The following is a 26,368-nucleotide window of genomic DNA, read 5'->3' as shown; positions in this document are numbered from 1 at the left end:
CCCGGCCGTCGCCCGGCAGTCGGTCCGTGTACGGAATGTCGTGCTCGAGCACGAAACCGTGTCGAGTATCAAAGCCTTTGCTCGAGGTGACGTCCGCTTCGAGACGAACGGACAGGTTTGGTGGTACCTCGAAATGACGACCATCGGGTCCGAGTGGAGCCGTTCGACGGCGTTCGATCAGTTCCTGTCGGGATCAGCGAGTCGTTCATCAACGCGTGTGATATACGAGTTTATGATACGTCCAGTACATGACTGAGAGTACGGACAGGACTCCGACGAGAGTGCCAATAAAAAGCAGCGGCCACGAGGCCGTCAAATAATATCCGAGCGAAATCATGATAAGAGATCCAGTACAGTAGACAAAGAGATACGTGCGTCTACTTACTTCGGGGTGATACACACCCATTGCCGTTAAAAAAGTGTATGCTAAAAACAAACTGACAACAGATTGTGTGATGTTTCCACGGGAATACGACTGATAGCTCAGAAGAAGCGTTATTATCAATAGTATACTTACCGAAATCACGCCAAAGAATTTGTAGCTTTTCCGGAAGGTCGAAGGACAGTTATACGTATCCATTCGTGCCATCTAAATTCGATCATAACACTCATTAGATTAATTCTTTTCACTACCTATTCTCCTCACTAACAGTACGGTTTTTACAAATATCGCCAACGACTGCTTCGGTATTACTCGATCGCCTCGACGATCAGTTCGGCGATATCGACGACCTCGAGGTCGTCCTCGAAGCCGCCGGTCTTGCGGCCGTCTTCGTACATCGTCATGCACATCGGACAGGCGACGACGAATTTTTCCACTGCAGCGCCGGCGTCGGTGTCCTCGAGGGCCTCCCGGAGCCGTTCCTCGCTGGGTTTGGGTTCCTCGTCGAACTCCATCCAGAGGCCGCCACCGCCGCCGCCACAGCAAAACGAGTTGGCGCGGTTGCGCGGCATCTCGAAGAGGTCACAACCGGTGGCCTCGATGAGGTCGCGCGGAGCCTCGTACTCGTCGTTGTACCGCCCGAGGTGACACGGATCGTGGTAGGTGACGGTGTAGTCGAGTTCGTCGCCGTTCAGGCCGAGTGCGCCCTCGGTGACGAGTTCTTCGACGGCCTGGGTCCAGTGGAGGACGTCGATGTCGCCGTCGGCGTTCCACTGTTCGTCGTACTCGAAGGGCATCATCGGATCGTCGGCGAACTCCTCGAAGTCGACCTCGGGATACTCGTTCTCGAAGGTGTTGTAGGAGTGGGGATCGGTACAGACGATCGTGTCGAACTCGCAGTCGTCCCACGTCTCGACGTGGTGGCCGGCGAGTTCGACGTAGAGGAACTCCTCGCCGACCCGGCGAATGTCGTTGCCGTCGTACTTCTCGTCGTCGAAGAGGATGCCGAAGCTGACGTCGGCCTCCTGTAAGATCGTCGCCAGCGAACGGGCGACCTGCTTGTTGCGGTCGTCGTAACTCGGGTAGTCGCCGACGTACCAGAGGTAGTCGACTTCTTCCTCGCGGGCGTCGGTGACGTCGAACTCGAGGTCGTCGGCCCAGTCGCCGCGGTTTCGCGGCGGATCGCCGAACGTGTTGCCGTTTTGCATGACGTTCTGGAAGACGTCCTGCATCGACGAGGAAACGTCGCCCTGGTCGGTCATCTGGCGGTTGAGCCGGGTGAACGACTGGAGGTGTTCGATCTCGACCGGGCAGGCGTCCATACAGGCCATACAGGCCATACAGGACTCCATCGTCTCCGTGTCGATCACCGACGCGCCGCCGTCGGCGATGATAGGTTTCTCCTCGCCGCCGGTCTCGAGGCCTTCGCGGTAGGCTTTCAGGTCGAGAATGACGTTTCGCGGATCGAGCGGTCGGTCGGAGGCTTTGGCCGGACAGACGGCCGAACACCGGCCGCACTTGGTGCAGGCGTCCTGATCGAGGATCTCCTTCCAGGTGAAGTCGTCGATGGATTCGGCGTTCGTGGCGTCGAGATCCGACGGGACGTTGGGGAGGCGTTTTCCGGCCCGCTCGTCGCGGGTGACGACGTTCGCGAACGAGGAGATCATGTGGAACGGCTTGGCGTAGGGGATCCACGCGATGAAGAAAAAGGCGAGCAACGAGTGCTTCCACCAGATGAGCCAGTGGAACGTCTCGGCGTTGAACCCCAGCACGGAGACGGCGGTGTAGTTCGGATCGGTCGCCGTCCCCGCGATCGTCGACAGTCCGACCGCCTGGAAGACCATCGCGAGACCGTAGCCGACGAAACTGACCACTTCGTGGTCGGGCATACCGGTCGCGTAGATACGCAGTCCCTCGAGGAGGAAGCCGCCGACGCCGAGGCCGAACAGCGTCCAGATAAAGATGTCGTCCTCGTTACTGGTATGGCGGTCCAAGAGGCGCTCGTTGCCGACCCAGTAGCGTCGGTACATGGCCATTCCGATCCCGACGACGAATAGAAGTCCCATCGCGTCGACCATGAACTGGTAGGCGAGATAGAAGTCGTCGATCCAGAACGAGCCCTGTGCGATCGGTTCGTACACGTAGCCGTCGATCGCGAGGATCGAGGTCGCGATGAACAGCGTCAGGAATCCCCAGAGAATAAACGAGTGCATCAGCCCGCCGTAGAGATCGCGGTTGAACTGTTTCTCGTTCGAGAGGGCAATTCTGGCCGCGGTGGCGATCCGGTTCGGTAACTCGTCGAGGCGATCGAACGGATCGTCGTCACCGGCGGCGTACCGCGAAAACCGCTGGTAGACGCCGTAGAGGAAGACGAGTATCGTTATCGCCGCGAGGAGATAGAACACCGCGAACTCGGTGTTGCTGATTCCCCAGTAGGTTTCTCTCGTCACCTCTGTCTGGGCAAAGACGTTCATGTCCAACCACGTGGGGGGACGGAACTTAATTCTTGTCACGTGTTCGCAATCCCGACCCGTCGCCGTCACGTGAAAATGTGAAACGTATTTTCAGTTCATAGTGATTTTTTATAGTAGTCGCTGAAACTCATTGCACTCCCACTCGCGTATTATAGTAACAACTGGAACTATTTACACACTGATCGCACAGCTGTCGTGCGATCAGGTGTGCATTGACTTCCAGTGGCTACTATAGCTGCCAACACTGGTGGTGCTGGTCGTTTGCGTGCGAGCGGTGAGTAAACCGTGTCAAAGATTACCGTGACTCACAGCTTTTCCGCTCTACGCTATCTGGCAACAGGCTTAAATAGCCACCCGTCGGGAGTGTCCACCCATGAACGAAAAAACCGAGGAACTCAAAAATATCTTCACGGACGTCACCGACGGAGAGGCGACCGTCACCGAATCACAGGAGGACACCCGTGGCTCTCTCGAGAAGGACGAACAGACGGACGAACAGCGCATCGAGAGCGTCATCACCCAGTTGCGAGAGCGATACGAGTTCGAAACGCCGCTGTCGGACGACGAACTCCACGAGGTCGCCGTCCGGTTTTACGACGGAGAAAGCGACGAGACGATCGCCCAGCGTCTCGAAACCGAACCCGACGTCGTCTTCGAGGCGCGAATGTCACTTCACCTCATCGACGACCACGACGCCGACGAGATCGATCTCGCGGCGATCCGCAACCGCGAGGAAGACGACGCGACGCTGGCCGAGGAGTACGACGTTACCGAAGAGCGGATCCGACGGTATCGCCGCGTTGCCGCGGCCGAAGACGAGTCGCGAACGGCCAACGATCGCTATCGCGACGAGTTCGACAGCATCCTCGCCGACGCGGACCTCTCCGCGCGAATGACCACCGACGTCCGCGAGGACGGACTCGAGGACGCGACGGAGGGCATGGAAACCGACGTCGACTTCTGATCGCTGCCAGCAGACGGGCCCGAGGACGTCGACAGTTGCGCGACACGACGAAGTTACGCACGGGTTGTGGCGCGAGGAGGCACAGTACCTCACGAACGAGCACGGCGCGGCGCGGTGTGCCGACCTTTTTGTAGGAAGGCGCGGCCAGACAGTCCGTGACACGGACGCACGTCTCGTTTAGCGACCTTCGGACGGCCGCCTACTGTCCGCGGAAGTGTTACTATCGCCGAACCGCCGAGGAGGACGACCGCGAGCCGCCGCCGCGCGTCGACGCCGTTCGAAACCTCGAGACCCGGTACGAGAAGTTACTCGAGGCACCGCCGGGTGCGCTCGCCGCCGAACCGATCGAGGTGTCCCCCGTCTGCTACCGCGAGGCGCTTTCCGGAACCAAGCGACGACTCGAGGACGCGGGCTGTTGGGAACGTCTTCGGAACCCACGGGATCGGGACGTGCTCGCGACGGGTCGGGACTGTCGTGGGATCGTCCACAAAGTGCTCGCCGATCCGCTCGAGCCGGTCCTCGTTTCGACCGGGAAACCTCCCGAACGGGGCGTCTGGGAGAGTCAGTCGGTCCACGCGGTCGCAGCCGCGAAGGCGCTCGCGTGGGAGCATCGGACGGCGATCGAACGAGCCTGGCTCGAGTATCCGGCCTACGGTGTGATCAGGAGCGTCAAGCTCACGACGCGTCGGAAGGCACGGTATCGGCGGGCGCTACGCACTGTCCGCGAACTGGACGGTCCACCGCCCCGGATCAACAACCAATCGAAATGCAACTCCTGTGAGTACGCCGGCACGTGTGGCGTCCGGACCCGCACGTTGCGATCGCTACTCGGGTTCGGAGGAGGCGGGTGAGAGCACCCGAGTGGCCCGAATGCGTGGCGGGTCGCAGCCCTTGAACGCGTGGCGGGTCGCAGCCCTTAACAGTCGTGGTCGCCACTATCCAGTCATGACCGACCGAGAGGGCGACCGCGACCACCGATTCTCCGAAGGAGAGGGGTTCGACGACTCCTACGACGAGTTCGATCTGGATCCGCCGGAACTGGACGTCGATCCCTCGAAGGTCGATCCCGTCGACTCCCGCGTCGTCACCGACACGCTCGATACGCACAACATCGCGAGCGACGAGGTCGACGCCGGGGAACTGCTCGACGTCGGGTTGAACTACATGCGGATCAACCGCTACGAACAGGCGACGGACGCCTTCGAGCGGACTGCACAGTTCGCGGACGACGATCGACTCGAGCAGGAGGCCTGGGTGAACAAGGGGGTCGCCCACGCCGAACTCGAGGAGTGGGACGAGGCAATCGGTGCCCATCGGGAGGCGCTGTCGATCGACGACGAGAGCGAACACGCGGCGACGGCGGAGACGAATCTCGCGTACGCACTCTGGGAGTTCGGCGAGACGGCACAGGCGCTCGAGCACGCAGAGCGCGCCGTCGAGATCGATGAACGCTTCGCGCAGGGCTGGTTCAACCGGGCCTTTTTCCTCTCGGAGCGCGGTCTGAACGAGGAAGCGCTGCACTGTATCGACAACGCCGTCCGTCTCGGCATGCACAACGCGAAGGTCTTAGAGGAGAAAGCCCGCATCCTCGAAGACCTCGGAGAGTACGACGAAGCCGAAGAGATCGCCGACGAAGCAAACGAGATGCGCGAGCGAGCCGAACAGCGGCTGATGGAACAACGCCAGGAGATGCACGGTCAGTCGGGAACGACCGCCGGTGGAGAGGCCGACCGCGAATGGGAACTCGAGTGACGATGCGGCTCACCGAACGCGACACGCCCGAGGGGCTGTTGGTAGCGGTCTGTGACGACGACGTTCTCGGCGAAACGTTCGAGGAAGGAGCGGTTTCCCTGACCGTCACCGAGGAGTTCTACGGCGGCGAGGAAGTCGACGAGAGCGCGGTGATAGACAGCCTGGCGAGAGCCGACGTCGCGAACATCGTCGGCACCCGCGCGGTCGAACTGGCTATCGACGAGGGCTTTATCGACGCCGGGAACGTCCTCGAGGTCGACGGGACCCATCACGCCCAGTTACTTCGGATGTAGCACGCTGCTCCGACGAAATCTCCGGCTCCGAACCGTCGCGAGTACGGTCGATCGGCGCGCAATCTTTTTTACATCCTGGATGTGGCATATAGCTATGGAATCCGGACAGCGGTCGGGTCTCGATCGATTTCGACAACCGGAGTACACCGGAGAGAACCGGTGTGTGCCGTGTACCGCCGTCAACGTCGTGATCGCGGTCGTCATCGCGGGAGCCGTCGGTTTCCTGTATTTTCCGGCTGGGCTGGTCGTTCTCGCGGTCTCGGTCGTCGCGATCTACCTCAGAGGCTACCTGGTTCCGGGGACGCCAACCCTGACGAAGCGGTATTTCCCAGACTGGCTGCTCGCGACGTTCGACAAGACTCCCGATCCAGGCGGCGGTGCGCTCGAGGGCGACGCGGGCGATCCCTCGAGAACTGCTGGACCCACCGACGACCGGGCGAAAGAGGATCACGACGGCGAACCGGCGATCGATCCGCTCGATCCCGAGACGACGTTTCTCGACCACGGCGTGATCGCCCCCTGTGGAGACGTCTCGTCGCCGGGCGACGACCGGCCCGAGGACGACCTCTGTCTGACCGAGCCGTTTCGCACCGCGTGGCGACGCGAGATGGACGCACGACGCGGCGGCGACCGAGAGACGCAGGTGGGCGCGTTCCTCGAGGTCGAGCCGGAACTGGTGACGAGCGAGCGGGCTGGTGATCCCGGTAGTGTCGAGATTCGGATCGACGGCGAACTGACGGGACGCTGGGAGTCCGACGCGGCGCTGGTGGCCGACCTCGCCGGGGCGGCCGCCCTCGAGGACAGATTGCCCGGGTGGGACCGACTTCGGGTGGAGCGTCGTAGCCAACTGGTAAACGGGCTCCGGACGTTTCTCGATCGGTGTCCGACCTGCGGGGAAACCGTAACGCTCGGCGAAGAGCGGGTCGAATCCTGCTGTCGATCCCGCGCGGTGTACGTGATCTCCTGTGACGGCTGTGACGCGCGACTGATCGAAGTCCCTCGGTAGACGATCGTCGGCCGATTTCCACGGGAGAGGGTGTCTCGAGCGGACGGATCGAAGGAGTGTTTTGTGTGGGGCCCCTGCTAGTCGCTAATGAGTCAACGGAATCTCGAGTCGCTCGACGTCGAGGCCATCCGCGAGGAGTTTCCCATCCTCGAACGGGAGTTCGACGGCCAGCAGGTCGTCTACCTCGACAACGCGGCGACGACCCAGACCCCCGATCCGGTCGTCGACGCGATGAGCGACTACTACCGCGAGTACAACGCGAACATCCACCGGGGCATCCACCACCTGAGCCAGGAGGCGTCGATCGCCTACGAGGAGGCCCACGACCGGGTCGCGGAGTTCATCGGTGCAGCGGGTCGCGAAGAGGTCATCTTCACCAAGAACACGACCGAAAGCGAGAACCTGGTCGCCTACGCCTGGGGGCTGAACGAACTCGAGCCCGGCGACAGAGTCGTCCTCACGGAGATGGAACACCACGCCTCGCTGGTCACCTGGCAGCAGATCGGCGAGCGCACGGGAGCCGACGTGGAGTTCGTCCGGGTCGACGACGATGGACGGCTCGACATGGACCACGCCCGCGAACTGATCGACGACGACGCCGCCATCGTCTCGGCGGTTCACGTCTCGAACACGCTGGGAACGGTCAATCCTGTCTCCGAACTCACCGACCTCGCCCACGAACACGGCGCGCTGTCCTTTATCGACGGGGCACAGGCCGTTCCCAACCGCCCGGTCGACGTAGACGAGATCGACGCCGACTTCTACGCCTTCTCGGGACACAAGATGGCCGGCCCGACCGGCATCGGCGTCCTCTACGGGAAACGGGAGTTGCTCGAGGAGATGGACCCCTTCCTCTACGGCGGCGGGATGATCCGGAAGGTTACCTTCGAGGAAACCACGTGGGGCGACCTCCCCTGGAAGTTCGAGCCCGGAACGCCCCAGATCGCCGAAGCCGTCGGCCTCGTCGCCGCCATCGACTGGCTCGAGGAGATCGGCATGGAGCGCATCCAGGCCCACGAGGAGGAGATCGCCCGATACGCCTACGAACGACTCGCAGCCGAGGGCGACGTCGAGATCTACGGTCCAGAGCCCGGCCCCGACCGCGGCGGCCTCGTCAGTTTCAACCTCGAGGGCGTCCACGCCCACGACCTCACCTCGATCATGAACGACCACACGATCGCCGTCCGCGCCGGCGATCACTGTACGCAGCCGCTACACGACGAACTGGGCGTTCCGGCGTCGACTCGAGCGTCGTTCTACGTCTACAACACTCGCGAAGAGGTCGACAAGCTGGTTGCGGCGTTGGACGACGCGCGGCAACTGTTCGCGTGAATGCCGCGAACGAAGTGAGCGGCGTTTCGACCTAGATCATTGGCGGTGGGTTTTCGCACCGGATAGCTGACACGATCGTAGGCGACGGCGGGGTCACCGACGGATCGGACGGCGGTACTCGAGTCGCGCTTATCTCGCACCGACGCACGCAAGGTGAACAAGCCGACTTGCAATAGTCACGTATTTATTGTACTACTGGTGAGGGTACTGGTATGTCCACGATTCGGATCTGTTTCGTCGCGTTGCTCGTTGCGCTGGCCGCGGTGAGTCCGGTCGCCGCCGTCGCCGACGCCGGGGGCGAACCGGTTCACTCGAGTGCCGCGGTCGACCCGACGACGGAGTGTTCGTTCCCGATCACCGAAACCGACGACATGGGGGTCGACGTGACGCTCGAGGAGGAACCCGAGACGGTCGTCACGCTCAACCCGAGTGCGGCCCAGACGATGTGGGAGATCGGCGCCGAGGAGAAAGTTATCGGCACGACCAAACACGCCGAGAACCTCGAGGGAGCCGAGGATCGAACCAATATTTCGACCGACGCCGAGACGATCGAGCCGGAGATCGTGGTCGACCTCGATCCGGACCTCGTGCTCGCGCCGAGTTCGAACTTCGTCTCCGAGGAGACGGTCGAGACGCTCCGTGAGTCCGGCGTGACCGTCTTTTACTTCCAGTCGGCGGAGTCGATCGACGAGGTTCGCGATCGAACCCTCCTCGTCGGCTCGCTCGTCGGCGAGTGCGACGGCGCAGAAGATACCGTCGACTGGATGGACGAGGAACTCGAGATCGTCGAGTCGGCCCTCGAAGACGAGGAGCGACCCGACGTTCTGTACACGTTCTTCGGCTTTACCGCCGGCTCGGAGACGTTCATTCACGATATGATCGTGGCCGGCGGCGCCACGAACGTCGCGGCCGAAGCTGGCGTCGAGGAGTATCAACAGCTCAGCGAGGAAACCGTGATCGACGCCGATCCGGAGTGGATCGTCCTCAACACCAACTCGCCGGACGTCCCCGACGGTTCGGCCTACGAGTCCACGACCGCCGTCGAGAACGATCAGGTGCTCGTGGTCGAAGCCAACCTCCTGAACCGACCCGGACCGCGAGTGATCCACGCCGTCACGACGTTCGCCGAAACGTTCCACCCCGAGGCGTACGCGGACGCGACCGCAGACGCAGTGGACGACGCCGACAACGGGGCGAACGAAACCGACGATGCGGACGCGACGGCGGAGGTAAGCGACGACGCAGATGGCGCCACGGTCGACGCCGAAGACGACGACGGAGCCGACGATCAATCTACCACCGACGGAACCGACGACGACGATCAGCCCGGCTTCGGCGTCGCAGCCGCTCTCGTCGCGATCGTCGCGGTGCTCGCCACCGTCGGCTCGAGCCGGTACCGTCATACTCGTCGATAAATACGATCCGATATGAACGTCGTCTCCACCTCGCCGTCGTCGACGGAGATCCTGTACGAACTCGGCGTCGAACCGGTCGCGGTTTCCCACGCCTGCGACCACCCGCCGGCGGCCACCGAGTTGCCGTCGATCGACGTCTCGAAAGTCGACGCGACCGCCAGCGCTGACCGACACGAGCAGGTCCGGGCCGCGACTGCGGACGGTCACCTCTACCGGATGGCGGCCGACCGAATCGAAGCCGTCCAGCCCGATCTGATAGTCACGCAGGGTGTCTGCGGCGTCTGTGCGGTCGACGACGTGCTCGTCGAGGAGACGCTCGCGGACCTCGAGGTCGACCCCGACGTCCTCGCCTTGCAGGCGAACCGCCTCGCGGACGTCCTCGAGTGCGTCGAAGACGTTGGGCAGGCAACCGGGACGGAGGCGCGAGCCGGGAGGCTGGTCGACGACCTCCGCGAGCGGATCGCCGCCGTCGAGGAGCGCGTTCCCGACGAGCCCCGGCCGCGGACGGCCGTCCTCGAGTGGATGGACCCGATCCGGCCCGCCGGAAGCTGGGTGCCGGACGTCGTCGACGCGGCCGGCGGAGAGTACGGCATCGGCGACCCCGGCGAACGGTCGAAACCCCTCGAGTGGGACGCCTTCCTCGAGTACGATCCCGAGGTGTTAGTCGTCGCTCCCTGCGGGTTCGACGCCGAGCGAACGCTCGAGCAGTTCCACGAACTGTCGGATCGGTCCGGCTGGGACGAGATCGCGGCGGTCCGCGACGATCGGGTGTTCATCCTCGACGGCAGCGCCTACCTGACACGGTGGACGCCGCGGCTGGTCGACGCCGTCGAGCGCCTCGCCGCGCTGTGTCACCCCGACGTGTTCGACTCGGTCCCAGAGGACATCGTACAGCCGTAATCCGTTCTCGAAGGCCGTTCGCCCGCGATTCTTCTCGAAAGACGTTCGCCCGCGATCCGCCCCCGAGAGACCGCTCGCCTTGGGTATGCCGGTCGAGACGAACCACTTATCGCCGTCAGTCGAAAACACGTCGGGTATGCTAGAGGACGTTCGCAGCCGCGCCCGCTCGTACTTCGAGGACGCCTCGCCGGCCCACGACTGGCAGCACGTCGAACGAGTCGGCGCGCTCGCGGAGACGCTTCTCGAGTGCCATCCCCGGGAGGCCGACGAGCGGACCGTGACACTCGCCGTTTTCCTCCACGATATCGGGCGAGAGCGCGAGGACCGCGGCGAGATCGACGACCACGCGACGTGGGGTGCAACGGAGGCAGGCACCGTTCTCGAGGACGTCGGTGCGCGGCCGGAGACGATAGAGCGCGTCCAGCACTGCATTCGCGCCCACCGGTACTCGAACGACGTCGACCCCGAGACGCTCGAGGCCCGACTCCTCAGCGACGCGGACAACCTCGACGCCCTCGGCGCGGTGGGACTCGCTCGCGTATTCTCCTACGGCGGCGAGAACGGGACAGCGATTCACGGTCCGACGGTTTCGACGGACGGAAACGCGACCGGGGACGGACAGTCCGGCTACGACCACCTCCACGAGAAGATCCTGGATCTCCCGGAGCGGATGTACACCGATCCGGGCCGGGAACTCGCACTCGAGCGGGCGCGGTTCGTCCGGGAGTTCGCGGATCGACTCGAGGCGGAAGTCGCGGGCGAACGGTGAGGACGGTGATGGCGGCGAGGGTGGCGAGAACAGCGATGGCGGTGAGGACAGCGAGACGGCGAGGATGGCAAGGGCTCGAGGGTGAAGCGTCGGACGGACGAGACGCGCAACCGGTACGGCGTCGGACGAGACGACGAGTGTCCTCGCCCGATCAACTGGATCGTCCGGCGGACACTGCGCGATAGTTACGAAAGTGTTTCTTGAAAAAGAAATAAGTGGTGGATCGGCGTAGGCCGAATGGTGCTTGGTATCATTGAACAGTATTGAGCGCCACGTACCGTTCGTCACGAAGAACGGGGGAACAAACCATGGCATCGCAACAAGCACACCAGGAGATCGAGGAATACCTCGGGCAGGTACCGAGCTGGATGGAGACCATCGCAGAGCCGGCGAGCGACCACAGCTGGGGTCTCTTCCGGGACCTCGTCCTCGCGGAGACCGAACTATCAGAGAGGGAAAAAGGGCTCGTCGGACTCGGCGTCGCGGCAGCGATCGGCTGTCCCTACTGCACCTACTTCCACAAGCAAGAAGCGCAGCTGGCCGACGTCTCTGACGCGGAACTCGAGGAGGCGATCAACGTCGCCAGCAACACGCGGTACTTCTCGACGATACTGCACGGCAACGAAATCGACCACGACGAGTTCGTCGCCGAAACGGACGAAATCGTCGACTACATCCAACAACAGGAGGCTGCGCCAGCGGACGACTGAATCGGACGCCGACCTGTTTTTTCGGAGGACGTACTCGAGCGAGCCTGCCGAACCCTCCCTCGAGACGCTCGTTCGGCATGCTCGAGTTCGCGGTCGGAACTCACACGGGCCCGCCGACGGACTTCGAGTGACTGCCCGCGGACGATCGCCGGCACTCGAGGTCGAGCGACGAGCACCACATCTTTTGTAGCGGCTACGTGAAGAGACAGGCACGCGATGACCTGTGACGGGCGGACGAACACGCCGAACGGTTTCGACGGGAGCAGGTCCAATGAGTTCTGAGACGGATTGCTGTACCGATGTATCGGCGCACCCGCCGCCCGGGTCGCGGGTGCGACGGAAATGACGGAAAGTAAACCGTATGAGGAGGGGCCGACGCCACCGTCGGAGCGCATCGTCGGCCTCGACGCGCTTCGGGGATTTGCACTTCTCGGAATTTTGGTGATCAACGTCTGGGTGTTCTCGATGCCCGAATCGGTTCTCGCTAATCCGACCGTGTACGGTGATTTCACCGGCGCAAACTACTGGACCTGGTTCGTCGGACACGTCTTCGCACAGCAGAAGTTCATCACGCTGTTTACGATCCTGTTCGGCGGCGGGGTCGTACTCTTTACGCGAAGCGCAGAGCAGAAAGGCCGACGCCCACTCGAGTTGTTCTTTCGCCGATCCGGGTGGCTCGTCGTGTTCGGACTCGCACACGCCTACCTGCTGTGGTACGGTGACATCCTGTTTGCCTACGGCGTCTGCGCGTTCGGCGTCGTCTTCCTTCGGCACCTCGAGGCGCGATTGCTCGCGTACGCCGGCGTCTTTCTGGTGGCAGTCCCCTCCGTCCTCGAGATTCTGGCGGGGCTGACGATGGACCCTGCAGCGATTGCGAGCACGTGGCAACCCCCGGAATCGGTTCTCCGGACCGAAGTCGAGACGTATCGGAGCGGGTGGAGAGACCAGATGGACCACCGGATTCCGGCGGCGTTCGAGCGACAGACGACCGGGTTTCTCGGGTACACCGCCTGGCGCGTCAGCGGTTCCATGCTCCTCGGGATGGCGCTTTTCAAGTGGGGAATCCTGACGAACGATCGTTCGTCGCGGTTCTACCGCTGGCTACTCGGAGTCGGAACGACCGCCGGACTCGTCGTAATTCTCACCGGCGTCTGGTACATCCAGTCGAACGACTGGGCCGGCGGGTCAGCGCTGTTCTGGCGACAGTTCAACTACTGGGGGAGTTTGTTGCTCGCCGGCGGGTACATCGGGGCAGTTATGCTGTACTGTCGGTGGCGGCCCGAGGGAGCGATAAGCCGGGCGCTGGCCGCCGTCGGACGGACGGCCTTTAGCAACTACCTCCTCCAGACGATACTCGCCACGTCGATTTTTTACGGACACGGACTCGGGTTGTTCGGCCAGGTAACCCGGCTCGAGGCGTTCGGCATCGTCGTGGCCATCTGGGCGATACAGATCGTTCTTTCAGTGCTCTGGTTGCGGTACTTCCGATATGGGCCGATGGAGTGGCTCTGGCGCGTGCTCACGTACGGAACCCTCCAGCCGTTTCGACGCAATCGATAGTACCCTCCCAAGCCACTAGTGGCGTCCCAAGCCTGAACTGATGAGCGAAATCGGACCACACCGCGTGATTTCGCTCATCAGTCGACGCTTGGGAGGGTACTAGCATCGATCACCAGCCGTTTGCCGGGCGATCGTACCGTTTTGCCGCCCTCGAGCACGGACGTAACCGTTTTCGGTCACCTCTCGACGTCGGCCCCGGAACCCTTTTACAACTCACCAGTCTATTCGGGATTACGATGGGACTGGGCTCGGATATGTACAGACAGCAGATCCTCGATCACTACAAAAACCCCCGCAACTACGGGGAACTCGAGGATCCCACCTTCACCCACATCGGCGAGAACCCGATGTGTGGTGACGAGATCCGCATGGACGTCAAGCTCGCCGAGGACGACGAGACGATCGAGCGGGTCGCCTTCTCCGGCGACGGCTGTGCGATCAGCCAGGCCTCCGCGAGCATGCTCTCGAGCGAACTCGTCGGGAAGAACGTCGACGAACTGCTCGAGATGGACCGCGACGACGTCGTCGACATGCTCGGCGTCGACATCTCGCCGATGCGGATCAAGTGTGCGGTACTCGCCGAAAAGGTCGCCCAGGACGGCGCGGAGATCTACCGGGGCGAACTCGACAAGGAGAAGACGTCGACTGAAGACTGATACGGGTTGCTGTACTGCACACTCGCCGCTCGGGTCGCGGGTGCACCGGAAATGACGCACAGCAACCCGTCCGAATCGGCGCGACGCCGTTGCTAGCCGATCCCCCTTTCGGTTTTTCGAGGAAGCTACAGACTCAAGCGAAGCGTCTCCGGTTCGGTACACAGAGACCCTCAATTGGAACGACGTACCGGCGAGAGCACAGACGGATCGCGGTCGGGCCGCCACCGACTGACAGGGGCCGAACGAGACGGCGAACGGAACGGCCGTCGAGGTGCGAATTCGACCAGGAGGTCGACGTTATTCCGGTTTCAGTCCGCCGTCCTGTACGCGCATGACGGCCTCGCCGTCGGCGAGGTTCGGCGCGTCGACGAGGCGGACGATCCGCTTGTCGCCTTTGGACTTGCGGAGGTAGATCCGGAACGTCGACTTGTGGCCGAGGATGTTGCCACCGATCGGCTGAGTCGGATCGCCGAAAAAGGAATCTGGGTTCGAAGCGACCTGGTTCGTGACGATGACGGCCGCGTTGTAGAGGTTGCCGACCTTGTCGAGGTCGTGGAGGTGCTTGTTGAGCTTCTGCTGTCGGTTCGCGAGTTCACCACGACCGACGTACTCCGCGCGGAAGTGGGCAGTCAGCGAGTCGACTGCGAGGAGACGGACGGGATACTCCGAATCCTCGTGTTCGCTCGCGAGTTCCTTTGCCTTCTCGGCGAGCAGCATCTGGTGGTTGGAGTTGAACGCCTTCGCGACGTGGATCTTGTCGAGGATGTCCTCGATGAGTTCGTCCACCGCCTCCTCGTCGCCGGCCGACCCCTCGATTTCGCGATCCTCGAGCGTCGCGTCGATCGCTTCGTCCGGCAGCCCGCGGACCATGTCGTCGATTCGCTCGGGGCGGAAGGTGTCCTCGGAGTCGACGAAGATCGCGCTGCCGTGGAGACCGCCGACCTCCTTGGGAAGCTGGACGTTGACGGCCATCTGGTGGGTGACCTGCGACTTACCGGAGCCGAACTCGCCGTACACTTCGGTGATCGACTGGGTCTCGATCCCGCCGCCGAGCAGGTCGTCGACCTCGTCGATGTGCCAGGTCAGTTTGCCGATCTCGTTCCGGCGCTCGAGTACCGTCGATCCGGTCTCGAAGCCGCCGATGTCGGCGGAATCTCGAGCGGCACTGACGATGTCCGCGGCCGTGGACTCGCCGACGTCCGCCGTGTTCGAAAGTTCCGACGGGGAGGCGACGGCGAGACTCTGGAAGGAGTCGAAGCCTGCGTCCTGGAGTTTGTCTGCGGTTGCCGGTCCGACGCCGGGGAGCGTCTCGAGGTCTGCTTCTGGCATACTCCGACGTTGTTCCGGACACCCCATAAAGGCTCGTTAACAGGGGAGTGAAAGTGAAAGTGCCCGAGGGCGAAGGGACGCTCGAGAGCGAAACGGAGAGTTTAGGTGTGAAGGGGAATGCGCGCGGACGGCTCGAGTACCACTCGAACACTGCCTCCCGTCGCTCACCACACCAAAAGTTAGCATCCTAACGTTTTTTACGATTGGTTGCGAACCCAATAAACGCGCACGAAAGTGCGCTGAGCCGGAGTTATCGCCACCAAGCAACCACTCCGGCTCATACACGACTCCCGCGTAGCGGGAGCAATCCACCATTGACGCTGGCGAAATAAAGACCTGCCGACGTACCGTCGGCTCGGAACCCGTCGGCGGCTCGCCGGGTCAGCCAGGACGACTGCGGCGTTTCGGGTGGGTTGTGCTCCGCTGTGTCGGGTCAGACGGAGAACACATGGTCACGAAACTCACCATCCATTGCGACTGTGGAACCGACGTCCGAACCGAGATCACCGACGGGACGATCGCCTGCCCCGACTGCGAGTCGGCGTTCGAGACGCCGATCGTCGAGTTCGTCCCCGACCGCGATACGCCCGGCCTTCGCTCCGGCCTTCGCTCCTGTCGCGGCCCGTGAGCAGCGCCGCTTCACGGTCCTTTCGCCGCGCCAGGGTTTCGCCGCGTCAGGGCTTCGGCGCGCCGGGCGTCCACTCGAGGCAGTACAGCCGCTCGCCGTCGGTGCCGGCGTAGAGGCGGTTCTCGCCGACCGCAGGTGGCCCCGTGAGCGATCCCTCGAGCGGGAAATGCCACAGGTGGTCGTACTCGTCGGCGTCGATGCCGTAGAGCGACCCGGTCGAATCGCCGACGCAGACGACATCGCCGACGACGACCGGACTCGAGCACACCTCGCCGTCGAGTGCGATCCCTTTCTTCGAGAACAGCCAGCCGCGCACCTTTCGGCGACCGAAAGACGTGTCGGTGACGTGGAGGTAGCCGTCGTCCGCGCCGACGAACGTCGTGTCGTCGTCAGGAACGTCCTCGTCGTCGTCCTCGACGACCGTCGCCGAGGTAGTAAACGAACCGCGGATCTCGTAGGTAAACCACGTCTGGCCGGAGTCGCCGGAAAGCGCGAGCAGCGTTCCGCCGTCGTCGCCGACGTAGACGCGGCCGTCGGCGATCGTCGGACCGGCGGTGATCGCGCCGTCGGCCGGTGCCTCCCAGACCTGTTCGCCCGTCTCCGCCTCGAGGGCGAGGACGGTTTCGTCCGCGGTGCCAGCGAAGATCCGCGGTCCGTCCCACTCTCGGTCGTCGTCGATCGCCGGGGAGCCGCCGACCGGCGCGTCGGTCTCGTGGCTCCACAGGAGTTCGCCCGTCTCCGCCTCGAGCGCGGAGATCCCTTCCTCGTGGCCGGCGTAAAACCGGCCGTCCGAGTACGAGAGGGGGGTCGTGGCCCCGCCCGGAAGGTCGGTTTCCCACCGCGGGTCGCCGGTCGCCGGATCGACCGCGTGAACCGTCCCGCCGGCCGTCGCGAACGCCACCAGATCCCGCGTGACGATCGGGGCGAGGTCGGTCGCACTGATCGTTTCGACCACCCAGCGACGACGGCCCGTGTCGGCCTCGAGCGCGTACAGGGTACCCCGGCTCGTGCCGACGAAGACGGTGTCGCGGGCGAGAACCGGCGATCCGACCGACCCGGCGAGGTCGGTCGTCCACCCCTCCTCGATTCGGTACGGCCCCTCGAGGTCCCGGGCGAGACCGGCGTTTCGACGATCGGCCTTGAACTGGGTCCACTCCGTCACTGGATCGACGTAGTGAGCGAACCGACATAATGGATCCGACGTCCGACGGGACGTCGGGACTGCAATCCGTCCAGCTGTGGATGCCAGTCACTCCCACGGGTAGGTACCGTTCTGACTCGGCCACAGCGGGTACCAGTACTCCTTGTCGCGTTCGATCTCGAGTTCGCCGTCGAGCGCCGCCTCGAGTTTGAACTCCGCGCTCGAGTCGCGCTCGCGGCCCGACTGCGGTGCGAAGGGGTAGAACGCGCCGCGACGGAAGGAGTAGATCCAGTAGGCCGGATCCCCGCTCCGGCGTTCCTCGTAGCCAAAAACGGCGGCGAGTAGCCGCGAACCGTAGCCGTGTTCGACGAACGTGTCCGCGGCGAAGTGCATGCTCGTGATCAGGTCTTCGGGGTCGTCGTCCGTCAGGATCACCCAGTGATAGCCGTGGTCGTCTTCCGAGACGGAGAAGTCGGTCCCGGTTTCTTCCCGGCCCGCCTCGAGGATCGCCTCGACGTCGTCGACGGCCTCGTGAAAGCTACTCGAGTCGACGCCGGAGAAACAGAGCGCGCCCACCCCGATCGAGTCGTAGCCGAGTTCGGCCTCCATCGTGAGGTAGGCGGTGCTCATCCCGAAGAGGTCGTCGGGATCGGCGTCGCGTCTGGCGTCGGCCTCGGCGCGCAATCCGAGGGCGGCACGGAGTCCGTCCAGCAGTCCCATAGTGGGAGAACGGCCGCGGACGTTTAGAAAGCACCTGTTGGCGGTCAGCCGCGGGATCGCACGACTACCGAAGCGATAATCGCGTTTCATACGGATTACTGTAACTGTGTACCGGCGCACCCGTCACCCGGGTCGCGGGTGCGCCGGTAATGATTTACAGTAAACCGTATCAGGCCGTTTCGCCGATGTGAGCCGCATCTCGAGCGCCGTCCTCGAGGGCTGGAAGACCGTCGAGGAACGCCTCGCGAACCCGCTGGTCCGGCGGCTACTGCGCTCCCGGGCCCACCGGATCGCCAGCCACGCGCTCGCGGTACTCGCCTACGAGGGACGCGTCAGCGGGCGAGGATACGAAATTCCCGTCGCGTACGCCCGCCGGGACCGGACGGTCGTCGTGCTCACGCCGCGGGAAGCGACGACCTGGTGGAAAAACTTCCGCGAACCGTCGGAGTGTACCCTCCACGTCCGGGGGCACCGACGCTCCGCCGTCGGCGAGGTCGTGACCGATCCCGCCGAGGGACGCGCGCTGGGGGCGATCTACGCTCGACAGCGGCCCGTGCTGTCCCGACTGCTCGGGGTCGACCCCGCTCCGAATCCGTTCGAATCGCGAGTGACGCAGGATTTCGCGATCGTTCGATTCTCGCTCGAACGCCGATAGCGGCGTTCAGGAATCCGTGAAATACCGGCGGTGTGACGGCCAGCGTGGCCGTTATACGCCTCGAGCACCTACCACGGTCGAATAGCCAACCGACCGAATTCACGTCGACTATCCGACGCAACCCATGAAAACAATAGCGTCACCGAAAGCACCGCTTCCCGTTCCGACCGCCGATCACCTCGAGGAGCGCTCGCGCCGGGCGCGGGCCGAACCGATGTCCGTCCTCCCGCTCGGCGACGGCCTCTACGAGGTCGAGTCGGCCAGCGACCACACCTACCTCGTCGACCTCGAGGCGGGCCGCTGTACCTGTCCCGATCACGTCTTCCGCGGGGCTCGGTGCAAGCACGTCCGGCGAATCGCGATCGAAATCACCGAGGGACGAACGCCGCCGCCGGGAGAGGTCTCCGTCCAGTGTCACGACTGCGGCGAGACGACGTTCGTTACCGAGAGCGATGCCGCAAAGCGGCACCGAGGAGACGGCGAAGCCGTCGCCGGTCCGTTCTACTGCGACGCACACGCCATCGCGCCGGGCGATACGGTCAGGGATCGCGAAACGGGCGGCCGCCTCACCGTCGTCGACGTCTCCGACCGCCGGGCCGACGCCGTCCGGATTCGGGCGGCCGACTGCACCGTCGCCGAGTACGAGACGAACGCGGCGTACGATCCGGACGTTCCGGTCGTCGCCGCGGTGTACCCCCACGCCACCGTGAAGCGAAACGGCGTCGTCCCGTCGTCGCTTACGGTGTACGTCTTTCCGCGGACGCGACTCGAGGCGGTCGTCCGCGACGAGGTGACGGGCTGAGACGGACCGTCGTGGTTCTTTGCCGGTGATCGCCGACTCCGTCCGAGTGATTACCGAGAGAATACGACAACGATCCGTATGAAACGGTCTATTGGAACGATGTACCGGACCGCAAACGGGTCGCGGTTCCACCGAAAATAGTAGTCCGTACGACCACCCCGGCGCGATCACTCGAGTAACTCGGCGGCCTCCTCGACGTCCATTACACCCTGTTCGACGGCGTTCAGGACGCGGAGGACGTCCTCGTCGGGACCGTCGTCGCCGCTGGCGTTGGCCGCTTCCTCGAGAGTTACCTTCTCCGAGCGACCGACGAACTCCGGGAAGTCCGTGCCCTCCGCGATCGCGGTTTCCTTCTTGACCCGGTAGTTACCGCCGTCGGTGACGTGGAGGTCGGCCGGATGGAAGAAGTACCACTCCTCGCGGTCGAAACGGACGCCGATACGGGGTTTCGCGCCGAAGTTTTGCGCGAAGTAGATCAACGCCTCGACCTCCTCGCCGGAGAGGTAGATCGGGTCGCCGGAGCTCGATTTGGCCTCGATCGCGTAGAAGATTTCGCCGTCGCCGGCGAGGACGTCGGGGAGTTCGCGCTCTGTTGCCGAACCGCTCGCGGGCGCACGCATCACCGCGAAGCCGGCCTCGTCGAGTTCGTTGACGAGTTCCCGCTCGCGGCGGTCGCCCTTCGCATGGGACATGTCCACCACTCGCCTGCGGGCGATATTAAAAGGACGGACGCGGGTCCGCCGGAGCTGGCAAGCGAACGCGGAGTCGCTGTGAGGATAACCGGAACCCGGAGGGTGTCATAGAAGGCTTCTCATGGGATTAATTTCTACCTCTCTCAGACGAATAGCACGGTCATTACACGTGCGTATATACCAGCAGGAGGTCGTTGTCACGTCCCTCCGAAGACGCTACGACCTCACACGCCCCCGGTGCCATCAATAGTAGAGGAGTCGGAAACTACGACTCGTTCGAGAGGTTCGCACATGGAACGTATAAGAACGAAAAACGGTCGTGTACAGCATTAAAATCCCGATTTTCGTCTGTTTTAGGGGGAACTGTTTTACTACCTCGTATTCTCACTCTCGTATGGCTGGCGAACCCGACCCAGATGAGGAAGCAACGTCTAACGTGTCCGCGTCTACGGAAAAACAACTGCCACCGCCCGCCGTTTTGGAAATCGAACCGGTGTACGAGGCGTTGGGACACTCCCGACGACGCTACCTATGCTACACCCTCTTGGAAGACACCGAATGGTCACTGACCGACTTGGCGACGAAAATCGCCGCGTGGGAGAATGACGTTTCCGAACACGAAGTAACGGAAAACCAGCGCGATAGAGTGTACGTTTCGCTGTATCATGCTCACGTCCCGAAACTGGTGGATGAAAGCGTAATTACGTTCGACGAGGCGACCGAGACGATTACGACCGCCGAACACGCCGAACAGGTCATGACCGCTCTCGAAGGATTAGGTGCCAGCCTTGACGCTAATCAGGAAACGCACGCCCGGAGTGAGATGGATGAGTAAGCGGACTGATGATGGAATCATGAACGGAGACGGCTCCACCAGTACCGATACGCACTGGTCACAGCTAGCACAGCGCCATTACGAACCCAACGGACAGGGAGAACTCACGACCGCGCTCGTATTCGCCATCGCGGAGGCGAAAGGCGTCTCCCCGCCTGAGGTGAAATCCCCACCGGTGTACGAATCTGTGGACATACCAGCGATTGAAGACGCGTTCTTCGGGCCAGACCTGGCCGGTGATTCTCGGCAAGGTGTCGGCACTGTCGAGTTTCAGTATACAAATTACCTCGTGAAAGTTCGGAGCGACGGGTGGATTCAGGTCTACGAGCCAACCGAAGCAGACCTATCGTAGAAAGTCGCTGCGGAGCCACTACGTCCTCGCACGTCGGATACTCGGGCACTCAATGTGTTTGTATAGCACCTTTTTGCTGCGGGTCCTCGTTCGCTTCGCTCACTCGAACCGCTTGCAAAAATCTACGCTAGAAAGGCCACCTCCGCGGGCATCGCTCGCTTCGGCAGTGAACCGCTCACTTCATTCGTGGATGCTGGCAGCGGTAAGTCCTTCACCTGTACTAACCGTTCGTCGGGTAGTCCCAAAGGGAGTATGCGCACCGTTCTATGACACCCTTGGAACCCGATCTACACTGGAACGACCGCGAGCAGGTCGACGAGCAGCGACTGTACGGGTTCGCCGGTCTCGAGGTCGAACTCGAGGGCGAGATAGACGAGGCCGAACTGGAACGCGTTGAACGCGGCGTGGGCCGCGGTCGGAACGACGAGGTTGTCGGTTTTGGCGTACACGTAACCGAAGATGACCGAGCCACCGAAGACGACCACGAGCGGGACGGTGGTAGCAAGCAGGTCGGAGGGACCGATCGCGAGGGGGTCACCGGAGGCGGCCAGGTACACCGGGAAGTGGATCAGGGCAAAAATCGCGCTCGCGACGAGGACGGCCTGGAATCGGCTGAACGCCTCGTAGAGTCGTTTCTGGATGACGTTCCTGAAGAGGAACTCCTCGGCGGGGGCGTTGAAAAAGAAGACGATGAGGATCATGACCAGAATCATCGTCTGATCGCCGGCGATGTACTGCATCACCTGATTGTCCGTGGCCGGTAACGAGAGAAGTTGAATCAGGATACTCACCAGAAAGTAAAACACCAGACTTCCGACGATCCCCGCGAGAACGTAGAGCCAGCCGCGTTTCGTCGGCATGCGAAGATCGACGTACGACCAGCCCCGATCGGTCGCGGCGAGGTAGATCGCACCCGCGAGAGCGAACCCGAGGAAGTTGAGTGTCATGAGAAGTGCTCGCGCGCCGATGGACGTGTCGCCCGGTGACTCGATCAACGCCGGCTCGAGGAAAATCGCCGGTAACGTGGTAAACTGGGTCGCGACGATACCGAAGACGGCGAGACCGAACGCGACGAGCGTCGCCCAGAGAGGGCTGGCCGAACGCACACGGGAGGGAGTTTCCATGCGCGGACTAGATCGGCGATGTCCTTGTGCGTTCCTTTCTTCGACGCTACGTGATTCGAATCGTCGTCGAGTCGGCGGGCTGATACCGGCCCTCGTGAGTCGCGACGAACGCCCGAATTTCGTACTCCCCCGGCTCCGGCACGACGGACTCGTGGCGGCCGCGCGTGCGCTCGAGTCGCCCGTTCCAGGTGAACCTGATGCGTTTGCGCTCGCCGCCGCCGAAGGAAAACGACGAGGGGCGATCCCTGACGTACAGCCGTTCGTCGCTCGCCTCGAGTTGCCCGTCGATACTCCATCCCCATCGTCGCTGACGCGGCGTCGGGATGTCGACCGGAAGCGGTAGTCGGTTCTTGAAGTCGATCGCGATCTCGATGGAGTCGTCCCGTTCGTAGACGTCCCGATCGGTGTCGATCGACACCGCGATGGCTCGCCGCGCGAGCGTCACCGGAACGAGCGCCGAGAGGAATCTCGCGATCGTCCACCGCGACGTATCGAGTCCATCGTCGCCCCTCGAGGACGATCCAGCGCTCCCACCGCGTGGCTGCCGTGGGCCGACCATGCGCCGAAGAAGTGATGCGTCGATACTAATACTGTCGAACAGACGTCGGCGGGCCCTGCGGTGTGACAGAGGACCTATCGTTACCGTTGAAACGATGGTATCCGCTCGTACTCGAGTGGTCACGGTGGGTGTGCTGGCCGCCGATACTGCCGGACGAAACTATGTGACGGTCACCTCCCGCGGCCGTCTCCGTGGCGACGGCCGCGAATTCCCGACCGACGTCTCACTGACTGCTGACCGCCAGTATGAGTCGCGAGCGGAGTACGAAGACGGTTCCTGGCTACGATACACTCCGGCGAGACCCCCAGTTCCCTGCCCCCGCAGTTATCGCCAGGCTGTAAGTGTCGGTGCAGCCTCGGCCTGCATCGAGAGCCACGCGTCGTCCGCAGAGATGTCCGCGATGACGTACTCGTCGACGTCGCTCGAGCCGGCCGAATCGATCGATCCAACGATCGTATCCCGATTCGTCGTGGCGTGGGGGTTCGTCGCCATGTATGAGAGTCACAAACACCCACATATAAACTCGTCGAATTGATTGTCCGGCCAAGCGATGGGTCAATTTGTAGATGGTATCGCACGCGGGAAACACTGGGTTTATACTCATTTTCGCCGTACCGTGGTGACATGAACGTAGCCGACGCGATGACGCCCCGCGAGGACGTGGTAACCGCCGAACTGCCAGGCACCAGATCCGACGTCCTCGAGTACCTACAAGAGCGATCGTTCTCGTCCGTTCCGGTCGTCAAATCGACCGACGACGGTCCGGAGTACCGCGGACTGATCTCGCGGGACGTCCTGATCGAACAGCCCGACGAAGACCAGCTGGTCATGCTCATGGACGACGTGCCGACGACGACGGCGGACACCGCGCTCCCGGACGTCGCGCGGACGATGGTCGAAGAGAACGCGCGGCGGGTCCCCGTCGTCGACGGGGAGTTCGAGGGAATCGTGACCGTGACCGACGTCGTGCACGCGATCGCGGCGGGCGACCAGGAGACCGACGAGACGGTCGAACGGTACGCAAGCGGTGACGTCAACACGACCTACGAGGGTGCCCCGCTTCCCGTCGCCGAGCGCGAACTCTCCTACGCCAACGTTCCCTACACGGTCGCGCTCGACGACGACGGCCGGATGAGCGGCGTCCTCACCGAAGTCGACATCATCGACGTCGCCCGCATCGTCGAAGGCGAGGAAGAGACCGGGAACAACTTCCCGGATCAGGACTCCCAGTGGTCGTGGGAGGGGATCAAAGGCGTCGGCAGCCGGTACCTCCCGACGCGGGACATCGAAATTCCGAACGGTCCGGTCAGCGAGTTCATGAGCGAGGACGTCGTCACCGCCTCCTCCGGAACGGCCGTTCAGGAAGCCGCACAGCGAATGATCAGCAACGACATCGAACAGATCCCGATGGTCTCGGCCGAACAGCTCGTCGGCGTCGTCCGCGACGTCGACCTCCTGGAGGCACTGTATGAGTAACGCCGAATCCGAACCGCCCGAAACGGGCGAGGCGATCGGCGAAAAGCTCACCGAACTCGCGAAGCGACGTGGCTACTTCTTTCGTTCCTCGGGATCGTACGGCGGCGTCGGGGGGTTTTACACCTTCGGCCCGCAGGGAGCGTCCCTGAAAGGGAACGTCGAAGACGCCTGGCGGGATCGCTTTGCCATCGCGGAGGGCAACATGGAGATCGACGCGCCGACGATCATGCCCGAACCGGTCTTCGAAGCCTCGGGGCACCTCGACGGCTTCGACGACATGCTCATCGAGTGTCCCGACTGCGGGACGAGCAGCCGGGCAGACCACCTCGTCGAGGACGAAACCGAGTACGAAGACGCCGAGAGCCTCCCCATCCACGAGGTCGAAGAGATCATCGCGGAGTACGAACTCGTCTGTCCCGAGTGCGGTGCAGGGCTCGCCGGCGTCGCCGTCGAGGAGTTCAACCTCATGTTCGCGACGAACATCGGTCCCGGCGACTCACAGCCGGGCTACCTGCGCCCCGAGACGGCACAGGGTATCTTCGTCGAGTTTCCCCGACTCAAGGAGTACGCTCGCAACCAGCTTCCGTTCGGCGTCACCCAGATCGGCCGGGCCTACCGCAACGAGATCAGCCCGCGGCGGTCGATCATCCGCACCCGCGAGTTCACCCAGGCCGAACTCGAGTACTTCGTCGATCCCGAGGCGGACGAACCGAATCTCGAGCGCGTCGAAGACGTCGAACTGACGCTCTACCCGGCGAGCGAACAGCGAAACGACGACGGGTCGGAGGTCGAGACGACGATCGGTTCGGCCCTCGAGGACGGGATCATCGGCGATCCGTGGGTCGCGTACTTCCTCGGCGTCGCCAAGCCGTGGTACGAGGCTGTCGGCGTCGACATGGATCGGTTCCGCTTTCGCCAGCACCTCTCGGGCGAGCGCGCCCACTACGCGGCGGATTGCTGGGACGCCGAGAGTGAAATTGATGGTAACTGGATCGAGCTGGCCGGCTTCGCCTACCGGGGCGACTACGACCTCTCGAAACACGCCGACCACTCCGGCGACCGGTTTACCGTCTTCAAACAGTACGACGAGCCACAGACCGTCGAGCGCGCTACGGTCGATCCCGACATGAGCTACCTCGGACCGGAGTTCGGCGGCGACGCGGGAGCCGTCGCCGAGGAACTCGAGGCCCTCGCCGGTCGTGATCGGTCCGCGTTCGAGGCCGACGCCGTCGAGATCGAACTCGAAGGCGAAACCCACGAGATTCCCGCCGAGAAGACCGGCTTTGCGGTCGAAGAACAGACCGAAGCCGGCGAACACGTCGTCCCACACGTCGTCGAACCCTCCTTCGGGATCGACCGGCTCGTCTACACCGTCCTCCACCACGCCTACCGCGAGGACGAGGTCGACGGGGAACAGCGGACGTATCTCGAACTCGAGCCCGAAGTCGCACCGACGTTCGTCGGCGTCTTCCCGCTGCAAAACGACGACGCCCTCGAGGAGCAGGCCCGCGAAATCGTCGCCGACCTCCGCGACGCGGGGCTCTCCGTCACCTACGACGACTCGGGCAACATCGGCCGGCGCTACCGCCGGCAGGACGAGGTCGGCACGCCCTTCTGCGTGACGGTCGACTACGAGACGATCGAAAACGAGGAGACGACCGTCACGGTTCGTGAACGGGACACCACCGCCCAGAAGCGCCTGCCCGTCGGCGACCTCGCGGAGACGCTGTCGGCGATTCGGGCCGGCGAAATGGCCTTCGAGGAACTGTAGCCGACTCGAGTGACCGGACGGGCAGTTTCGATCTCCGGTACGTTCGATTCCCACTTCTTTCGATTCTCGGC

27 protein-coding genes are annotated in these 26,368 nt (G+C 63.2%); 19 read left to right on the top strand and 8 right to left on the bottom strand.

Annotated features, from left to right (window positions below; all coding sequences use genetic code 11):
• Positions 1-690: 690 nt before the first annotated feature.
• A complete protein-coding gene (locus tag EA473_RS09020) occupies positions 691-2,856 on the bottom strand; it encodes a (Fe-S)-binding protein (RefSeq protein WP_124195336.1) in 2,166 nt (721 codons plus the stop codon).
• Between the two features lie 373 nt (positions 2,857-3,229).
• Here EA473_RS09020 and EA473_RS09015 point away from each other — a divergent pair, with 373 nt between their 5' ends.
• The 12 genes from EA473_RS09015 (at position 3,230) to sufU (ending at position 14,213) form a co-directional block, all read left to right on the top strand.
• Positions 3,230-3,820, top strand: coding sequence for a conditioned medium-induced protein 4 (locus tag EA473_RS09015; RefSeq protein WP_124195335.1), 591 nt, complete (start codon positions 3,230-3,232; stop codon positions 3,818-3,820).
• A gap of 155 nt (positions 3,821-3,975) precedes the next feature.
• Complete coding sequence (locus EA473_RS09010; RefSeq protein ID WP_124195334.1) at positions 3,976-4,671, top strand: CRISPR-associated protein Cas4; 696 nt, start codon at positions 3,976-3,978, stop codon at positions 4,669-4,671.
• Between the two features lie 94 nt (positions 4,672-4,765).
• Positions 4,766-5,572 carry a tetratricopeptide repeat protein gene (locus EA473_RS09005; RefSeq protein WP_124195333.1) on the top strand — a complete coding sequence of 269 codons (807 nt, stop codon included), beginning with the start codon at positions 4,766-4,768 and terminating at the stop codon, positions 5,570-5,572.
• A gap of 2 nt (positions 5,573-5,574) precedes the next feature.
• Positions 5,575-5,865 carry a DUF424 domain-containing protein gene (locus EA473_RS09000; protein WP_124195332.1) on the top strand — a complete coding sequence of 97 codons (291 nt, stop codon included), beginning with the start codon at positions 5,575-5,577 and terminating at the stop codon, positions 5,863-5,865.
• A 94-nt stretch (positions 5,866-5,959) separates the two neighbouring features.
• Positions 5,960-6,871 (top strand): hypothetical protein, encoded by a 912-nt coding sequence (locus EA473_RS08995; protein ID WP_124195331.1) that lies wholly within the window; start codon positions 5,960-5,962, stop codon positions 6,869-6,871.
• A gap of 87 nt (positions 6,872-6,958) precedes the next feature.
• Positions 6,959-8,203: an aminotransferase class V-fold PLP-dependent enzyme gene (locus EA473_RS08990; protein WP_124195330.1), complete on the top strand. Its 1,245-nt coding sequence runs from the start codon at positions 6,959-6,961 to the stop codon at positions 8,201-8,203.
• A gap of 212 nt (positions 8,204-8,415) precedes the next feature.
• The gene (locus EA473_RS08985; RefSeq protein WP_124195329.1) at positions 8,416-9,618 is read left to right on the top strand and encodes a PGF-CTERM-anchored ABC transporter substrate-binding protein; all 1,203 of its coding nucleotides are present in this window, start codon (positions 8,416-8,418) and stop codon (positions 9,616-9,618) included.
• 12 nt (positions 9,619-9,630) lie between these two features.
• Positions 9,631-10,518, top strand: coding sequence for an ABC transporter substrate-binding protein (locus EA473_RS08980; RefSeq protein ID WP_124195328.1), 888 nt, complete (start codon positions 9,631-9,633; stop codon positions 10,516-10,518).
• A gap of 136 nt (positions 10,519-10,654) precedes the next feature.
• A complete protein-coding gene (locus EA473_RS08975; RefSeq protein ID WP_124195327.1) occupies positions 10,655-11,287 on the top strand; it encodes an HD domain-containing protein in 633 nt (210 codons plus the stop codon).
• Between the two features lie 308 nt (positions 11,288-11,595).
• Positions 11,596-11,997, top strand: a complete 402-nt coding sequence (locus EA473_RS08970; RefSeq protein WP_124195326.1) for a carboxymuconolactone decarboxylase family protein — start codon at positions 11,596-11,598, stop codon at positions 11,995-11,997.
• A gap of 342 nt (positions 11,998-12,339) precedes the next feature.
• Positions 12,340-13,557: a DUF418 domain-containing protein gene (locus EA473_RS08965; protein ID WP_124195325.1), complete on the top strand. Its 1,218-nt coding sequence runs from the start codon at positions 12,340-12,342 to the stop codon at positions 13,555-13,557.
• Between the two features lie 236 nt (positions 13,558-13,793).
• The gene (gene sufU / locus EA473_RS08960; protein WP_124195324.1) at positions 13,794-14,213 is read left to right on the top strand and encodes a Fe-S cluster assembly sulfur transfer protein SufU; all 420 of its coding nucleotides are present in this window, start codon (positions 13,794-13,796) and stop codon (positions 14,211-14,213) included.
• Positions 14,214-14,510: 297 nt separating this feature from the next.
• On the opposite strand, the gene radA is transcribed toward sufU, so the two are convergent.
• Positions 14,511-15,542 carry a DNA repair and recombination protein RadA gene (radA, locus tag EA473_RS08955; protein ID WP_124195323.1) on the bottom strand — a complete coding sequence of 344 codons (1,032 nt, stop codon included), beginning with the start codon at positions 15,540-15,542 and terminating at the stop codon, positions 14,511-14,513.
• Positions 15,543-15,990: 448 nt separating this feature from the next.
• On the opposite strand from radA, the gene EA473_RS08950 reads away from it, so the two are divergent.
• A complete protein-coding gene (locus EA473_RS08950; RefSeq protein ID WP_124195322.1) occupies positions 15,991-16,170 on the top strand; it encodes a hypothetical protein in 180 nt (59 codons plus the stop codon).
• A 46-nt stretch (positions 16,171-16,216) separates the two neighbouring features.
• Here EA473_RS08950 and EA473_RS08945 read toward each other — a convergent pair whose 3' ends face one another.
• Both EA473_RS08945 and pspAB read right to left on the bottom strand, forming a co-directional pair.
• Entirely contained in the window at positions 16,217-17,332 is a 1,116-nt protein-coding gene (locus EA473_RS08945) for an outer membrane protein assembly factor BamB family protein (protein ID WP_124195321.1), read from the bottom strand.
• An 87-nt stretch (positions 17,333-17,419) separates the two neighbouring features.
• On the bottom strand, positions 17,420-18,031 hold the full coding sequence (gene pspAB / locus EA473_RS08940; RefSeq protein WP_124195320.1) for a PspA-associated protein PspAB: 612 nt from the start codon (positions 18,029-18,031) through the stop codon (positions 17,420-17,422).
• Positions 18,032-18,218: 187 nt separating this feature from the next.
• Here pspAB and EA473_RS08935 point away from each other — a divergent pair, with 187 nt between their 5' ends.
• On the top strand, positions 18,219-18,686 hold the full coding sequence (locus EA473_RS08935; protein ID WP_124195319.1) for a hypothetical protein: 468 nt from the start codon (positions 18,219-18,221) through the stop codon (positions 18,684-18,686).
• Between the two features lie 124 nt (positions 18,687-18,810).
• Complete coding sequence (locus tag EA473_RS08930) at positions 18,811-19,488, top strand: SWIM zinc finger family protein (RefSeq protein ID WP_124195318.1); 678 nt, start codon at positions 18,811-18,813, stop codon at positions 19,486-19,488.
• A 167-nt stretch (positions 19,489-19,655) separates the two neighbouring features.
• Here the strand turns inward: EA473_RS08930 and hjc are convergent, their stop codons facing one another.
• The gene (hjc, locus tag EA473_RS08925) at positions 19,656-20,180 is read right to left on the bottom strand and encodes a Holliday junction resolvase Hjc (protein WP_124195317.1); all 525 of its coding nucleotides are present in this window, start codon (positions 20,178-20,180) and stop codon (positions 19,656-19,658) included.
• Between the two features lie 394 nt (positions 20,181-20,574).
• On the opposite strand from hjc, the gene EA473_RS08920 reads away from it, so the two are divergent.
• A complete protein-coding gene (locus tag EA473_RS08920; RefSeq protein ID WP_124195316.1) occupies positions 20,575-21,015 on the top strand; it encodes a DUF7344 domain-containing protein in 441 nt (146 codons plus the stop codon).
• Positions 21,008-21,367: a HalOD1 output domain-containing protein gene (locus EA473_RS08915; RefSeq protein WP_124195315.1), complete on the top strand. Its 360-nt coding sequence runs from the start codon at positions 21,008-21,010 to the stop codon at positions 21,365-21,367. Before EA473_RS08920 ends, EA473_RS08915 begins: the two co-directional genes overlap by 8 nt.
• 287 nt (positions 21,368-21,654) lie before the next feature.
• Here the strand turns inward: EA473_RS08915 and EA473_RS08910 are convergent, their stop codons facing one another.
• From EA473_RS08910 to EA473_RS22240, 3 genes are all read right to left on the bottom strand, one after another.
• Positions 21,655-22,491: a CPBP family intramembrane glutamic endopeptidase gene (locus EA473_RS08910; RefSeq protein WP_124195314.1), complete on the bottom strand. Its 837-nt coding sequence runs from the start codon at positions 22,489-22,491 to the stop codon at positions 21,655-21,657.
• A gap of 46 nt (positions 22,492-22,537) precedes the next feature.
• Positions 22,538-23,050 carry a hypothetical protein gene (locus EA473_RS08905; protein WP_124195313.1) on the bottom strand — a complete coding sequence of 171 codons (513 nt, stop codon included), beginning with the start codon at positions 23,048-23,050 and terminating at the stop codon, positions 22,538-22,540.
• 324 nt (positions 23,051-23,374) lie between these two features.
• Complete coding sequence (locus tag EA473_RS22240; protein WP_165875240.1) at positions 23,375-23,542, bottom strand: DUF7556 family protein; 168 nt, start codon at positions 23,540-23,542, stop codon at positions 23,375-23,377.
• Positions 23,543-23,674: 132 nt separating this feature from the next.
• On the opposite strand from EA473_RS22240, the gene EA473_RS08900 reads away from it, so the two are divergent.
• Both EA473_RS08900 and glyS read left to right on the top strand, forming a co-directional pair.
• Positions 23,675-24,526, top strand: coding sequence for a CBS domain-containing protein (locus tag EA473_RS08900; protein ID WP_124195312.1), 852 nt, complete (start codon positions 23,675-23,677; stop codon positions 24,524-24,526).
• Positions 24,519-26,297, top strand: a complete 1,779-nt coding sequence (glyS, locus tag EA473_RS08895; RefSeq protein ID WP_124195311.1) for a glycine--tRNA ligase — start codon at positions 24,519-24,521, stop codon at positions 26,295-26,297. Before EA473_RS08900 ends, glyS begins: the two co-directional genes overlap by 8 nt.
• Positions 26,298-26,368 lie beyond the last annotated feature (71 nt).

It is taken from the genome of Natrarchaeobius chitinivorans, from assembly GCF_003841505.1.
Taxonomy (GTDB): domain Archaea; phylum Halobacteriota; class Halobacteria; order Halobacteriales; family Natrialbaceae; genus Natrarchaeobius; species Natrarchaeobius chitinivorans.
Note: the sequence above shows the minus strand (reverse complement) of the source record. Positions and strands in the feature narration are given on the sequence as shown.

What these genes read in the sequence shown, in the direction of transcription:
- EA473_RS08980 (WP_124195328.1), top strand. Translation starts at nt 9,631, where the DNA reads ATGAACGTCGTCTCCACCTCGCCGTCGTCGACGGAGATCCTGTACGAA.
- EA473_RS08920 (WP_124195316.1), top strand. Translation starts at nt 20,575, where the DNA reads ATGGCTGGCGAACCCGACCCAGATGAGGAAGCAACGTCTAACGTGTCC.
- EA473_RS08915 (WP_124195315.1), top strand. Translation starts at nt 21,008, where the DNA reads ATGAGTAAGCGGACTGATGATGGAATCATGAACGGAGACGGCTCCACC.
- EA473_RS09000 (WP_124195332.1), top strand. Translation starts at nt 5,575, where the DNA reads ATGCGGCTCACCGAACGCGACACGCCCGAGGGGCTGTTGGTAGCGGTC.
- EA473_RS08975 (WP_124195327.1), top strand. Translation starts at nt 10,655, where the DNA reads ATGCTAGAGGACGTTCGCAGCCGCGCCCGCTCGTACTTCGAGGACGCC.
- EA473_RS08970 (WP_124195326.1), top strand. Translation starts at nt 11,596, where the DNA reads ATGGCATCGCAACAAGCACACCAGGAGATCGAGGAATACCTCGGGCAG.
- EA473_RS09005 (WP_124195333.1), top strand. Translation starts at nt 4,766, where the DNA reads ATGACCGACCGAGAGGGCGACCGCGACCACCGATTCTCCGAAGGAGAG.
- EA473_RS09020 (WP_124195336.1), bottom strand. Translation starts at nt 2,856, where the DNA reads ATGAACGTCTTTGCCCAGACAGAGGTGACGAGAGAAACCTACTGGGGA.
- EA473_RS08900 (WP_124195312.1), top strand. Translation starts at nt 23,675, where the DNA reads ATGAACGTAGCCGACGCGATGACGCCCCGCGAGGACGTGGTAACCGCC.
- sufU (WP_124195324.1), top strand. Translation starts at nt 13,794, where the DNA reads ATGGGACTGGGCTCGGATATGTACAGACAGCAGATCCTCGATCACTAC.
- EA473_RS08985 (WP_124195329.1), top strand. Translation starts at nt 8,416, where the DNA reads ATGTCCACGATTCGGATCTGTTTCGTCGCGTTGCTCGTTGCGCTGGCC.
- EA473_RS08990 (WP_124195330.1), top strand. Translation starts at nt 6,959, where the DNA reads ATGAGTCAACGGAATCTCGAGTCGCTCGACGTCGAGGCCATCCGCGAG.
- radA (WP_124195323.1), bottom strand. Translation starts at nt 15,542, where the DNA reads ATGCCAGAAGCAGACCTCGAGACGCTCCCCGGCGTCGGACCGGCAACC.
- glyS (WP_124195311.1), top strand. Translation starts at nt 24,519, where the DNA reads ATGAGTAACGCCGAATCCGAACCGCCCGAAACGGGCGAGGCGATCGGC.
- EA473_RS08930 (WP_124195318.1), top strand. Translation starts at nt 18,811, where the DNA reads ATGAAAACAATAGCGTCACCGAAAGCACCGCTTCCCGTTCCGACCGCC.
- EA473_RS08905 (WP_124195313.1), bottom strand. Translation starts at nt 23,050, where the DNA reads ATGGTCGGCCCACGGCAGCCACGCGGTGGGAGCGCTGGATCGTCCTCG.
- EA473_RS09015 (WP_124195335.1), top strand. Translation starts at nt 3,230, where the DNA reads ATGAACGAAAAAACCGAGGAACTCAAAAATATCTTCACGGACGTCACC.
- hjc (WP_124195317.1), bottom strand. Translation starts at nt 20,180, where the DNA reads ATGTCCCATGCGAAGGGCGACCGCCGCGAGCGGGAACTCGTCAACGAA.
- pspAB (WP_124195320.1), bottom strand. Translation starts at nt 18,031, where the DNA reads ATGGGACTGCTGGACGGACTCCGTGCCGCCCTCGGATTGCGCGCCGAG.
- EA473_RS08910 (WP_124195314.1), bottom strand. Translation starts at nt 22,491, where the DNA reads ATGGAAACTCCCTCCCGTGTGCGTTCGGCCAGCCCTCTCTGGGCGACG.
- EA473_RS08965 (WP_124195325.1), top strand. Translation starts at nt 12,340, where the DNA reads ATGACGGAAAGTAAACCGTATGAGGAGGGGCCGACGCCACCGTCGGAG.
- EA473_RS08950 (WP_124195322.1), top strand. Translation starts at nt 15,991, where the DNA reads ATGGTCACGAAACTCACCATCCATTGCGACTGTGGAACCGACGTCCGA.
- EA473_RS22240 (WP_165875240.1), bottom strand. Translation starts at nt 23,542, where the DNA reads ATGGCGACGAACCCCCACGCCACGACGAATCGGGATACGATCGTTGGA.
- EA473_RS08995 (WP_124195331.1), top strand. Translation starts at nt 5,960, where the DNA reads ATGGAATCCGGACAGCGGTCGGGTCTCGATCGATTTCGACAACCGGAG.